Below are 11937 nucleotides of genomic sequence, written 5' to 3'. Positions count from 1 at the left end.
CCGCGCATCGGTGCGGCGCCGACAAGCCATGAACGGCCGGCCGCAGCCGCCGTAGCATGGGCGCCCGACCCCACCGCGGAGCCTGCGCCATGCAATTGCTGATCGGCAACAAGAATTACTCGTCCTGGTCGATGCGCCCCTGGGTGCTGATGCGGCAGCTGGGCATCCCCTTCGAAGAGATCAAGCTGCGCTTCGACTTCACACCGCATTCGGCCTTCCGCAAGGAGGTGGCGCGCTTCTCGCCCGCCGGCAAGGTGCCGGTGCTGCTGGATGACGACTTCTCGGTCTGGGACACCCTGGCCATCGTCGAGTACCTGCACGACAAGTTCCCGGGCCGCGGCGTCTGGCCGCAAGACATGCGCCAGCGCGGCCGCGCGCGCAGCCTGTGCGCCGAGATGCACTCCGGCTTTGCGGCGCTGCGCCACCACTGCCCGATGAACATCGAGGCCGCGCTGCCCGACGTGGGCGCCCGGGTCTGGGCCGAGCAAGCCGCCGTGCGCGACGACGTCATGCGCATCGAGACCGCCTGGCTGGACGCGCTCAACGCCAGCGGCGGGCCCTTCCTCTTCGGCGCCTTCAGCGCCGCCGACGCGATGTATGCACCGGTGTGCCTGCGGCTGCGCACCTACCAGCTGCCCATGACGCCGCATGCCTGGGACTACGTCGGCCGCGTCGCGCTGGCGCCGGGCGTGAAGGCCTGGATCACCGACGCACTGGCCGAGCAGGACTTCCTCGACTTCGAGGAGCCCTACCGCACGCAGCGCTGAACACGCCCGCAGCGTGAAGCTCTACGTCGTCGGCGGGGCCGTGCGAGACCGGCTGCTCGGCCTGCCGGCCGCCGACCGCGACTGGGTGGCCGTGGGCGCCACGCCCGAGCAGCTGGTGGCCGCCGGCTACCGGCCGGTGGGGCAGGACTTTCCGGTTTTCCTGCACCCCGTCACGCACGAAGAGGTGGCGCTGGCGCGCACCGAGCGCAAGGTCGGCCGCGGCTACCACGGCTTCACCTTCCACGCCGCGCCCGGGGTGACGCTGGAGGAAGACCTGGCCCGGCGCGACCTGACGATCAACGCCATGGCCGAGGCCGAGGACGGCACGCTGGTCGACCCCTTCGGCGGCCGTGCCGACCTGGCCGCGGGCGTGCTGCGCCACGTCTCACCGGCCTTCGCCGAAGACCCGGTGCGCCTGCTGCGGCTGGCGCGCTTGGCGGCACGCTTCCCGCACTTCACGGTGGCGCCCGGGACCGCGGCGCTGCTGGCCGAGCTGGTGCGCAGCGGCGAGGTCGACGCGCTGGTGCCCGAGCGCGTGTGGCAGGAGCTCTCGCGCGGGCTGCTGGCCCAGCAGCCCAGCCGGATGCTGCAGGTGCTGGACGGCTGCGGCGCGCTGGCGCGGCTGCTGCCCGAGCTGGTGGCGCTGTCCGGCGCCGTGGCGGCGCTGGGCCCGGTGCTCGACCGCGCCGCGGCCGCAGGCGTGGCGCTGCCGGCGCGCGCGGCACTGCTGCTGCAGCCGCCGGGCGCCGAAGCCGCCGCGCGCCGCGCCGCCGCGCTGCGCACCGACGCCGACAGCGCCTGGCTGGCCACCCGCCTGCCCGGGGCCCACGCGGCGCTGCAAGCCCTGGCCGCCGCGCCGACAGCCCAGGCCTTGCTGGCGGCCTTCGAACACCATGATGCGCTGCGCCGCCCGGCGCGCTTCTCGCAGCTGCTGCAGGCGAGCGACCTGCTGGCCCAGCGGGCCGGCCACGCCACGGCGCTGCAAGCCCTGCTGGACGCGCTCGTCGCCTGGCCCACCGCGGCGGCGGCCCAGGCGGCACAGGCCGCCGGTGCCCGCGGCGTGGCCGTCGGTGACGCGGTCCGCGCGGCGCGGCTGCAACACCTGGCCACGAGATTGGCCTGCGCGGGCGCGGCCGATCCGTGACACCATGGCTGCCCGATCACGAACGGGGAGGGCGCCCCATGCTGCTGTCGGATGGCATCCGCCGCATCGGCTTTCGCAAGTGGTACGAGCGCACGCTGCTGGCCAGCCACGCCCACCTGGTGCTGTGCTTTCTGTGCCTGATCGGCGTGTTCGCCGCCTTCGAGGCCGCCGGCCACTTCACGGGGCTGGAGGACCGCCTCACCGACGTCGCCGCCATCCTCGTCTGCACGGGCACCGGCGTGTGGGCCTTGCGCCGCTACCTGGGCCTGATGGCGCGCGCCGAGTCGGCCGCCAACCAGGCCGAATGCCCGCACTGCCGCACCTACGGCCGGCTTGAGCTGCTGCGCGGCGATGCGGCGGGCGACGAGGTCGAGGTGCGCTGCCGCAAGTGCGGTCACGGCTGGCGCATCGAGCCCTGACGCCGCCCACGCTCCTAAATCAGCAGCCCGATCATCGCCATCAGCACCGACAACACGATCGAGCTCGCCAGCGGCACGTGCCAGGTGCGGCCGCGCGCCTTGAAGCTGAAGTCGCCGGGCAGGCGGCCGAGGCCGATCTTCGTCATCCAGCCGTGCAGCGCGTTGAACACCAGCGTGGCCAGCAGGAACACGAGCACCCAGCGCATGCCGCGGCCTACAGGGTGTGCGAGCGGTCGCCCGCCACGAAGCCCAGCGGTCCGGCGGCGCCGAAGGCCAGGCCGCGACCCAGCATCAGCACCTTGAACAGCTCGCCCATCTCGTGCTCGTTCACCAGCCGTGCGGCCATGGTGCGCGCGGGCAGGTCGGCCCCGTGCAGCAGACCGGCGATGCCGGCGTTGTAGAGAAAGCGCGCCTGGCTGGTGTAGCCCAGCACGTCGAGGCCGGCGTCCTGGGCCGCCAGCGCCACCGCGCTGAAGTTGACGTGGGCGGTGATGTCCTTTGTGCCCACGTCGGCCAGGGGGTCGGAGTCGGCCTGGTGCGCGCGGTGGCACATCAGCGTGCCGCCGACGCGCTGCGGGTGGTAGTACTCGTGCTCGGGAAAGCCGTAGTCGATGAGGAAGGCCGCGCCACAGGCCAGCCGCTCGGCCAGGCCGCGCACGAAGGCCTCGGCCTGGGGGTGGATCTCGGTGGTGGTGCCGGGCACGAAGGGCCCGGCGTGCGGCGGCCGCAGCGCCGTCGGGCGGTCAGCCCACACCAAGCCCGCGCCCTGCAGCGCCACGCCGCGCTCGAACCACTGTGTGCCGTCGAAGTGCAGCAGCGTCACGGGCATGGCATCGAGCACCTCGTTGCCCAGGATCACGGCGTGCATCGCCTCGGGCCAGGCCTCGAGCCACTCGACGCGGTCGCCGTGCGGCGCCAGGCGCTGCTGCTGGCGCTGGCGCAGCGCGGCCGACAACTCGACGATGCGGTAGCGGCGCACGCACCCGCCCAGAGCGCCCAGCAACTGCTCGGCCAGCGCGCCGCTGCCGGCGCCGAACTCGATCACGGTGTCGGCGCCGGCCGCGTCGAGCGCCTCTTTCACCGGGTGCGCCAGGGCGGCACCGAACAGCGGCGAGAGCTCGGGCGCGGTGACGAAATCGCTCCCCGACTGCGGCATGGTGCCGAACACCGGCGTGCCGCGCGCGTAGTAGCCCAGGCCCGGCTCGTACAGGGCCATCGCCATGCAGCGGTCGAAGGGCAGCCAGCCGCCGCCGGCCATCACGGCCTGGGCAATGCGGGCCTTCAGGGGCGTCGGGCCTTCGGGGAGAGGGGGCGCCGATACACTCTCTGCCCCGCTGTGTGCAGCCATCGGCGGCATTGTAGGAAGCATGTCTCAACGCCCCGTTGTCCTCGTCACCGGCAGTGCGCAGCGCATCGGCCGGGCCATCGCGCAGGATCTCGCCGCGCACGGCTTTGACATCGCCGTGCACTTTCGCCACTCCGCCGCCGCCGCTGCTCAGACCGTGGCCGACCTGCGCGCGGCCGGTGCGCGGGCCGAGGCCTTCGCCGCCGACCTCGCCGACGAGGCCGCCTGCGAGGCCCTGGTGCCGGCCGTGCAGCGGGCCTTCGGCCGCATCGACGCGGTGGTGAACAACGCCTCGGCCTTCGAGCTCGACGACGTGGCGAGCTTCTCCACTGCGGTGATGGAGCGCATGTGGCGCGCCAACACCGCGCCGGCCATCGTGCTGGCGCGCGCGCTGCACCGCGCGCTGCCCGAGGGCGCGCAGGGTGCCGTCGTCAACCTGCTCGACCAGAAGCTCTGGAACCCCAACCCCGACTACTTCAGCTACACGCTCAGCAAGGCGGCGCTGGAGGCCGCCACCACCCTGCTCGCGCAGGCGCTGGCGCCGCGCCTGCGCGTGTGCGGGGTGGCGCCGGGTGTCACGCTGCATTCGGGCAGCATGAGCGACGCCGAGTTCGAGGCCTCTCACCGCATGACGCCGCTCGGCCGCAGTTCCACACCAGACGACGTGGCGCGCGCCGTGCGCTTCCTGCTCGAGAGCCCGGCCATCACCGGCACCACACTGCTGGTGGACGGCGGCCAGCACCTCGCACCCCAGACCCGTGACGTGATGTTCCTCGTGCGCGAGGGCGTACCGAAAGCCCCCTGATGCAGACCCTGCTCACCAACCCACAACTCGCCGACTGCCGGCGCCTGTTCCTCCGCGACTACGAGGTGTGGATCAACATCGGCGTGCACGACTTCGAGAAGAAGGGCGAGCAGCGCGTGAAGATCAACGTCGACCTGTACGTCCCGCTGGCCGAGAGCACGCCGCAACACGACGAGCTGGCCGAGGTACTGGACTACGACTTCATCCGCCGCGAGATCATGGCGCGCGTGGCCCAGGGCCATATCCATCTGCAGGAGACGTTGGCCGACGACGTGCTCGCGCGCATGCTGGCCCACCCCAAGGTGCGCGCGGCCCGCGTGGCCACCGAGAAACCCGACGTCTACCCCGACTGCGACGCCGTGGGCTGCGAAGTCTTCAAGATCAAGGCCCCGTCATGAACGACCGCATCGAGGCCGCCGTGCTGGCGGCCGCCGCACCCAACGCAGCCCCGGTGCACGACGAGCGCAAGGCCCGCTTCGAGGCCAACAAGCTCAGCAAGAGGCTGCACCGCCAGGTCGGCCAGGCCATCGCCGACTTCAACATGATCGAGGCTGGCGACAAGGTGATGGTGTGCCTGTCGGGCGGCAAGGACAGCTACGCGCTGCTCGACGTCCTGCTGTCGCTGCGCCAGCGCGCGCCGGTGCCCTTCGAGATCGTGGCCGTCAACCTCGACCAGAAGCAGCCCGGCTTCCCCGAGCACGTGCTGCCGGAGTACCTCACGAAGCTCGGCGTGCCCTTCCACATCGAGAACCAGGACACCTACTCGGTGGTGAAGAAGCTCATCCCCGAGGGCCAGACGATGTGCAGCCTGTGCTCGCGGCTGCGCCGCGGCATCCTGTACCGCGTGGCCGGCGAGCTCGGCGCCACCAAGATCGCCCTGGGCCACCACCGCGACGACATGGTGGTGACGCTGCTCATGAACATGTTCTTCGGCAGCCGCATGAAGGGCATGCCGCCCAAGCTGGTCAGCGACGACGGCCGGAACGTCGTCATCCGCCCGCTGGCCTACGTGGCCGAGACCGACCTCGAGCAGTGGGCCGTGCACCGGCAGTTCCCGATCATCCCGTGCACGCTGTGCGGCAGCCAGGACAACCTGCAACGCGTGCAGGTGAAGGCCATGATCCGCGAGTGGGAGCGCCGTTACCCCGGCCGCATCGACAACATGCTCACGGCCATGGGCCACGTGGTGCCCAGCCACCTGATGGACCGGAACTTGTTTCCCTTCACGACGATCCGAGCTGAGGGCCGGCCGCTGGCCGGCGGCGACATCGCGTTCGACGAGGAGCCCTGCGCATCGGCCACGGCCACCGTGACGCTGCAACGGAGGCGGGCCGCTTCGGGCGCCACGGAGGACTGACACCATGCACACCCCGCACACCCTGCCCCGACGCGCCTGGCTGGGCGCCGCGCTGGCGGCCTCGCTGCTGCTCAGCGGCTGCGCCGGCCTGAACACGCTCACCGCCGAGGTCTCGAGCTTTGGCGAGTGGCCGGCCGACCGCAAGGCCGGGACCTACGCCTTCGAGCGGCTGCCCTCGCAGCAGGCGCGCGCCGCCGAGGCCGAGGCGCTCGAAGCCGGCGCCCGCGGCGCCCTTGCGCAGGCCGGTTTCAGACCGGCGGCCGACGGCGCCGCTCCCGACGTGCTGGTGCAGGTCGGCTCGCGCGTCGGCCGTGCCGACGCCCCCTGGGCCGACCCGTTCTGGTGGCGCGGCGGGTTCGGCGCCTGGCGCCCCAACCCCTGGGCTGGCCCGCGCTGGGGCCTGAGCGCCCAGTTCGACCTGAGCGCCCGCTACGAGCGCGAGGTGGCGCTGCTCATCCGCGACCGCGCCAGCGGGAAGCCGCTCTTCGAGGCGCGCGCCAGCCACGAGAGCGTGTCCACCTCGGCCAGCGACGCCACACTGGCGGCCATGTTCTCCGCCGCGATGGCCGACTTCCCCAAGCTCGGGCTGAACCCGCGCCGCGTCACCGCGACGCTGGCGGCCGAACCGGCGCGCTGACGCCCCGGCGGGGCACAGGGCCCCCGGCGGCCGTGCCGCCCATCCGGGCCGGCTGCAGCCTGTCGCGGGGTGGCCCCGGTGCATCGCCCGGCGCTCGCGGGCCGCCCGCGGCTGCGTACAGTGCACCGTACTCGAGCCGCCCCCCCATGAACGCCTCTGCCACCCCGCCCCCCGCCCCCCCCTGGCGCGACCGCTGGCAGCGGCTGCGCGAAGGCAGCGTGCGCGGCTTCCACGCCTATGCGCGCTGGCTGGTGGCGATCAGCTGGCGGCGCTTCATCGTGCTGTCGCTGCTGCTGCTGATCGTGGTCGCCATCGTCCACGACATGCCGCCCTTCACCTGGACGGTGACGCAGCAGGTGGCCGACACCCGCGCGGTGGTGATCCGGGTGCCCGAGGCGCCCCGGCCGCCCGCCGCGCCGCGCCCTGCCGACCCGCGCGTCGAGATCACGCCGCCCAAGCCCGGCGAGAGCGTCGAGATCAGCATCGGCCGCGACGGCGTGCGCATCGGCCCGCGGGTGCAGGGCGCCGAGCAGGCGGCGAGCGCGGCCGAGCAATCGGCCGAGCACGCCCGCCGCGCCGCCGAGTCGGCCGCATCGGCCAGCCGTGACCTGCGCATCACGCTGCCGCCCGGCACCGCCGAGGTCGTGCGCGAGGCGCTCGAGGAAGCCCGCCGCGAGATCGAGCAGGCCACACAGGAGGCCCGCCGCGAGGCCGAAGAGGCCACGCGCGAGGCCGAGGCCGCGATGCGCGAGGCCGAGGCCGCGCGCCGCGAGGCCCAGGCCCTGGCCGAGCATCTCGGCAGCGAGCCGCGCACCCGCACCGTGCGCTACGGCATCGGCGACGCGATGATGCAGTTCACGCTGCTGTGGATCGCGGCCTCGGCGATCCTCAAGTTCACCTACAAGGGCACGCAGCAGGCCCAGAAGCAGGCCGCGCGCGCCACAGAGACGGCCGAGGCCGAGAGCCTGCGGCGCCAAGTGGTGGAGGCCCGCATGGCCGCGATGCAGGCCCAGGTGGAACCGCACTTCCTGTTCAACACGCTGGCCTCGATCGACCACCTCATCGAGACCGACCCGGCCCGCGCCAGCCAGATGCAGAAGAACCTGATCGCGCTGCTGCGCGCCAGCATGCCGACGATGCGCGAGGCCGCGGGCGGGCCCGGCAGCGGATCGGGCAGCGGCGTGCGCGAGCTGGGCCGCGAGATCGCCGTCATCCGGCCCTATCTTGAGATCCTCAAGGTTCGGATGGAGGAGCGGCTGGCCACCGAGATCGCCGTGCCCGAGGGTCTGCTGTCGGCGGAGTTTCCGCCCATGATGCTGCAGACGCTGGTGGAAAACGCCATCAAGCACGGCCTGGAGCCCAAGGCCGAGGGCGGCCGGCTGCGCGTGGCCGCCGAGATCGTGCACGGCAAGCTGCAGATGACGGTGGCCGACACCGGCCTGGGCTTCGGCAAGGCCGCCACCGCCGGCACCGGGGTCGGCCTGGCCAACATCCGCGAACGGCTGCAGCTCCTCTACGGCAGCCGCGCCGCCCTGAGCGTGGCCGAGAACCCGGGCGGCGGTACGGTCGTCCGCATCACCGTGCCCTACAAGACGGTCGACGACGCCACGGCGGAGGTGCCGCGACATCCGGGCTAGGAGCGTGGGCGGCAGCAATCCAGCCCCGCGCCGGGCCGGGGCTGGATTTCTGCCGCCGACGCTCCTAGCATGCACGGCCTTTCCTGACCCGAGCATGCGATGAACACCCCCGCTCCCCGCGCCGTGATCGCCGACGACGAGCGCCTCATGCGCGAGCAGTTGCGCGCGCGGCTGGCATCGGCCTGGCCCGAGCTGCAGGTGGTGGCCGAGGCCAAGAACGGCCTGGAGGCGGTGGAGCTGGTGCGCGAGCACCGGCCCGACGTGGTCTTCCTGGACATCCGCATGCCCGGTGCCACCGGCGTCGAGGCGGCGCGTCAGATCGCGCAGCTGGCCCCACCCGAGGGCGGCGGGGCCGACGACGAGGTGCTGCTGCCCGAGATCGTGTTCATCACCGCCTACGACCAGTATGCGGTGGAGGCCTTTGAGCAGGGCGCGGCCGACTACGTGCTCAAGCCCGCCGAGCTTGAGCGCCTGGCGCTCACCGTGCAGCGCATCCGCCAGCGCCTGGCGGCACGCCGCGACGCCAGTGTCGAGGCACCTCCGGGGCCGCATCTGCAGGCCCTGCTGCACCAGCTGTCGGCGCGGCTGAACCCAGGCCAGCCGCCGCAGTATCTGGAGTGGATCCAGGCCACCGTGGGGCCGAACATCCAGATGGTTCCGGTCGACGAGGTGCTGTTCTTCATCTCCGACGAGAAGTACACGCGCGTGCAGACGGCACAGGTCGAGGCCCTGATCCGCAAGCCCATCAAGGAGCTGGTCGACGAGCTGGACCCACGTGCCTTCTGGCAGATCCACCGCAGCACACTGGTGGCGGTGAAGGCCATCGCGGGCGTCACGCGCGACTTCCGCGGCCGCCAGATCGTCAGCGTCAAGGGCCGAAGCGACCGGCTGGAGGTCAGCCGCAGCTACACCGGGCTGTTCAAGGGCATGTAGCGCCCGGGCGGCTCAGCGCTGCCACCACTGCGCCAGCGTGCTCATGTCGAGGTCCCAGCCGGTGGGCGGCACCACCAGGTTGTTGGCCACCGCACTGACGTAGCGGCGGAACAGCAGCGGCACGAGATGGCCGTCGCGGCAGACCAGGTCATTCATCTGCACGAACAGGGCCGCGCGGCGCGGCAGGCGGGAGAAGTCGGACCGCAGCGGGGTCACGCGGTACTCCTGGGGTACCCGTCAGCACAGGCCCGGCGCGTAGGGGCAGGGGCCCGTGGGATCACGAGGACGAGCGCTTCGGCCGAGGCGGCGCAGCGGTGGGGTTGCCTTGGGCTCAGGGCTGCAGGGCACCGGGCTGCTGCAGCCGCTGCGCGAACCAGCGCAGCGCTTCGCCCGCGTGCGGGCTTCGCCAGGCCACGCTGAGCCGCGCCGGTGGCTTGGGCGACCGCACGGCCATGGCGACCAGGCTGCCATCGGCCAGGGCAGGTGCCGCCCAGGGCAGGGAAAGGAAGCCGACGCCGAGCCCAGCCCTCTGTGCGGCCAGCTTGGCCTGCACAGAGCTGACGCCCAGCACCTCGTGCGGTGTGCCCAGGCCGCTGACGGCGCCCGGGTGCAAGGGCGTGCCGCGCGCGCTGTCGGCCACCACGATGACCCTGTGCGCACGCAAGGCCGCCGCCGACAGCGGCTGCTTCTCCCGCAACATCGGATGCCCAGGTGCGACGGCAAAGACGAACGGGACATCCACAACGGGCCGATGCTCGATGTCGGACGGCGCGACCGCCGGCACATCCACGAGGGCGAGGTCGGCCCGCCGCGCCACCAGGGCTTCCCAGACACCGCCGAGCACCTGCTGCTGCAGTTGCACCTGCGTGGGCGCGCCGAGCGCCAGGAACTCGCCCACCAAGGGCAGCACGCGATCCAGCGGCACGATGTCGTCGACCGCGATCACGAGCTCGCGCTCCCAGCCCTGCCCGAGCCCTTGCAGCCGCCGCTCGAGGGCCCGGGCCGCCGCCAGCAGCCCGCGGCCTTCCTCCAGGAGCGCACGCCCTGCCGGGGTGAGCACGGCGCGGTGCCCGCCGCGGTCGAACAGGGGCACGCCGAGTCGTGCCTCGAGCTTCTGCACCGTGTGCGAAACGCTGGAGGTGGCCCGGTGCAGCTCGGCCGCGGCGGCAGCGAAACTGCCGCGCCGATCGATGCAGTCCAGCGCGGCCAGGGCCTCGAGCGAGATGCGGGACATGGCTTGTCGTGCTGAGTCGTCGAAAGAGTCGTTCGGTTCTTTCCGCTTTCTTCGGCGCGCCGCCGGCCGCACGATGCGCAGCGATGACCACGCTCGAAGATCCTATCCGGCTTCCCGGCCACCAGGTGCGCAACCGAATCTGGATGGCGGCGATGACCCGCGCACGCGCAAGTGCGGACGGCTGCATCGGCGACCTGGCAGCCCAATACTACGCGCAGCGCGCCACTGCGGGCCTGGTGGTCAGCGAGGGACTGTTTCCCTGCGAGGCGGGCCGCGGCTACGCGCTCACACCGGGCCTGGCGAACGCGGCCCAGGCAGCGGCCTGGGAGCCGGCGACCCGCCGCCTGCGCGAACACGGCACGCCGTTCTTTGCGCAGCTCATGCATGCAGGCCGCATCGCCCACCCCAGCGTCCTGCCCCCTGGCGTGCAGCCCTGCGCGCCATCGGCCGTCGCGGCCGCCGGCAGCGTCTGGACGGCCGACGGCGAGCAGCCCCTCACGGTGCCGCGGGCTCTCTCGCGAAGCGACATCGCCACCGTCATCGACGAGCACGTGCAGGCCGCCCGCCGCGCGATGGCTGCCGGCTTCGCGGGGGTGCAGCTCCACGCCGGATCGGGTTACCTGTGCATGCAGTTCCTGGCCGCCAACAGCAACCGCCGCAGCGACGCCTACGGCGGCAGCCCCCGCAACCGTGCGCGCTTCGTGATCGAGCTCGTCGAGGCCCTGGCGGCGACCGTGGGCGCACGCCGCACCAGCCTGAAGCTCACGCCGGGCAAGCGCTTCAACGACATCGACGACGACGAGTGGCCGCACACCTGCCATGCCCTGCTGACGGCGCTGCGGCCACTGCCGCTGGCCTTCGTCGAGTGTGCGCCCGACACCGGCACGTCTGACGCCGACGCGGCCGTCCACGAGGCGCTGCGCGCCTGCGTCCCGGGGCCCTACACGGTGGGCGGCGGCAGCGCGGTTGCATTGCCGCAGTCCCTGCTAGCCAGACACGGCGCCGATGCGGTGATGTTTGGCCGGGCCTTCATTGCCAACCCCGACCTGCCGGCGCGGCTGCGCATGCGGCGGCCCTTGCAAGCCGTAGACACCGACACCGTTTATGGCGGCGACCACCGCGGCTACACCGACTATGGCGTGTCGACCGTCGATGCCGACCGCACCCGAGCATCCGCCCACGGCGCCCAGGAGACCTCGTGACCACCGCTTCCCGCCGCCAGTTGCTGCTCACGACCGCGCTCGGCAGTTGCACGAGCCTGCCCGCGCTGGCCGAGCGGCCGGCCGCCTTGCCGTCTGCGCCGGGCCAGGCCCACAGGGCGGTCGAACTCACCTTCCTCAAGGCCTTGCCGGGTGAACGCGAACGCCTGCGCCGGTACATCGTCGCGAACTGGTTCGAGATGGACCGCGTCGCCAAGCTCCAGGGCCTGATGGACGACTACCGGCTCCTGGACAGCGCCACCGACGACGCCGACTGGCACCTCTTGGTGATGGACAGCTACCACGACGATCGCGGCTACGAGGGCATCGCCGAAGCGTTCGCGCGCATCCGGCGCGCGCACACCCCGGTGCCCATCGACGGCAAAGGGCTGCGCGAGCTGGGCACCGTCGTGCTCTCGCGCAAGACCCTGGAGTTGGCGCCCAGGCGTTGAACGAACCG

At 72.5% G+C, this 11937-nt stretch carries 15 protein-coding genes; 11 read left to right on the top strand and 4 right to left on the bottom strand.

All coding sequences use genetic code 11. From position 1 onward, the window contains the following. Positions 1–89: 89 nt before the first annotated feature. The 3 genes from KA711_07335 to KA711_07325 are packed head-to-tail and all read left to right on the top strand — an operon-like array spanning position 90 to position 2330. On the top strand, positions 90–767 hold the full coding sequence (locus KA711_07335) for a glutathione S-transferase family protein (protein MCM0608795.1): 678 nt from the start codon (positions 90–92) through the stop codon (positions 765–767). Positions 768–780: 13 nt separating this feature from the next. Continuing rightward, on the top strand, positions 781–1911 hold the full coding sequence (locus tag KA711_07330) for a multifunctional CCA tRNA nucleotidyl transferase/2'3'-cyclic phosphodiesterase/2'nucleotidase/phosphatase (protein MCM0608794.1): 1131 nt from the start codon (positions 781–783) through the stop codon (positions 1909–1911). A gap of 38 nt (positions 1912–1949) precedes the next feature. Next, positions 1950–2330 carry a hypothetical protein gene (locus tag KA711_07325; GenBank protein MCM0608793.1) on the top strand — a complete coding sequence of 127 codons (381 nt, stop codon included), beginning with the start codon at positions 1950–1952 and terminating at the stop codon, positions 2328–2330. Positions 2331–2344: 14 nt separating this feature from the next. Here KA711_07325 and KA711_07320 read toward each other — a convergent pair whose 3' ends face one another. Both KA711_07320 and KA711_07315 read right to left on the bottom strand, forming a co-directional pair. Then, a complete protein-coding gene (locus tag KA711_07320) occupies positions 2345–2536 on the bottom strand; it encodes a DUF2905 domain-containing protein (protein MCM0608792.1) in 192 nt (63 codons plus the stop codon). 8 nt (positions 2537–2544) lie between these two features. Beyond that, on the bottom strand, positions 2545–3699 hold the full coding sequence (locus tag KA711_07315; GenBank protein ID MCM0608791.1) for an SAM-dependent methyltransferase: 1155 nt from the start codon (positions 3697–3699) through the stop codon (positions 2545–2547). On the opposite strand from KA711_07315, the gene KA711_07310 reads away from it, so the two are divergent. The 6 genes from KA711_07310 to KA711_07285 all read left to right on the top strand — a co-directional run bounded on the left by KA711_07310 (position 3698) and on the right by KA711_07285 (position 9044). Beyond that, positions 3698–4480 carry an SDR family oxidoreductase gene (locus tag KA711_07310; GenBank protein ID MCM0608790.1) on the top strand — a complete coding sequence of 261 codons (783 nt, stop codon included), beginning with the start codon at positions 3698–3700 and terminating at the stop codon, positions 4478–4480. The genes KA711_07315 and KA711_07310 overlap by 2 nt on opposite strands. Beyond that, positions 4480–4878, top strand: a complete 399-nt coding sequence (locus tag KA711_07305) for a dihydroneopterin aldolase (GenBank protein ID MCM0608789.1) — start codon at positions 4480–4482, stop codon at positions 4876–4878. The genes KA711_07310 and KA711_07305 overlap by 1 nt, the downstream gene beginning before the upstream one ends. Further along, positions 4875–5837, top strand: coding sequence for a tRNA 2-thiocytidine(32) synthetase TtcA (gene ttcA / locus KA711_07300; protein MCM0608788.1), 963 nt, complete (start codon positions 4875–4877; stop codon positions 5835–5837). Before KA711_07305 ends, ttcA begins: the two co-directional genes overlap by 4 nt. Positions 5838–5841: 4 nt before the next feature. After that, positions 5842–6474 (top strand): DUF4136 domain-containing protein, encoded by a 633-nt coding sequence (locus tag KA711_07295; protein ID MCM0608787.1) that lies wholly within the window; start codon positions 5842–5844, stop codon positions 6472–6474. Between the two features lie 146 nt (positions 6475–6620). After that, the gene (locus KA711_07290) at positions 6621–8111 is read left to right on the top strand and encodes a histidine kinase (GenBank protein ID MCM0608786.1); all 1491 of its coding nucleotides are present in this window, start codon (positions 6621–6623) and stop codon (positions 8109–8111) included. Between the two features lie 99 nt (positions 8112–8210). Continuing rightward, positions 8211–9044, top strand: coding sequence for a response regulator transcription factor (locus KA711_07285; GenBank protein ID MCM0608785.1), 834 nt, complete (start codon positions 8211–8213; stop codon positions 9042–9044). Positions 9045–9056: 12 nt separating this feature from the next. Here KA711_07285 and KA711_07280 read toward each other — a convergent pair whose 3' ends face one another. Continuing rightward, positions 9057–9260 (bottom strand): hypothetical protein, encoded by a 204-nt coding sequence (locus KA711_07280; GenBank protein ID MCM0608784.1) that lies wholly within the window; start codon positions 9258–9260, stop codon positions 9057–9059. A 115-nt stretch (positions 9261–9375) separates the two neighbouring features. After that, positions 9376–10278, bottom strand: a complete 903-nt coding sequence (locus KA711_07275) for a LysR family transcriptional regulator (protein ID MCM0608783.1) — start codon at positions 10276–10278, stop codon at positions 9376–9378. A gap of 83 nt (positions 10279–10361) precedes the next feature. Between KA711_07275 and KA711_07270 the strand changes: the two genes are divergently transcribed. After that, positions 10362–11480 carry an alkene reductase gene (locus tag KA711_07270; protein ID MCM0608782.1) on the top strand — a complete coding sequence of 373 codons (1119 nt, stop codon included), beginning with the start codon at positions 10362–10364 and terminating at the stop codon, positions 11478–11480. After that, on the top strand, positions 11477–11929 hold the full coding sequence (locus KA711_07265) for a hypothetical protein (protein MCM0608781.1): 453 nt from the start codon (positions 11477–11479) through the stop codon (positions 11927–11929). Before KA711_07270 ends, KA711_07265 begins: the two co-directional genes overlap by 4 nt. Positions 11930–11937: the final 8 nt, after the last annotated feature.

This window comes from Ideonella sp. WA131b (assembly GCA_023657425.1).
GTDB lineage: Bacteria > Pseudomonadota > Gammaproteobacteria > Burkholderiales > Burkholderiaceae_C > Rubrivivax.
The sequence above is the reverse complement of the archived record's forward strand: the minus strand, read 5'-3'. Positions and strand labels throughout refer to the sequence as shown.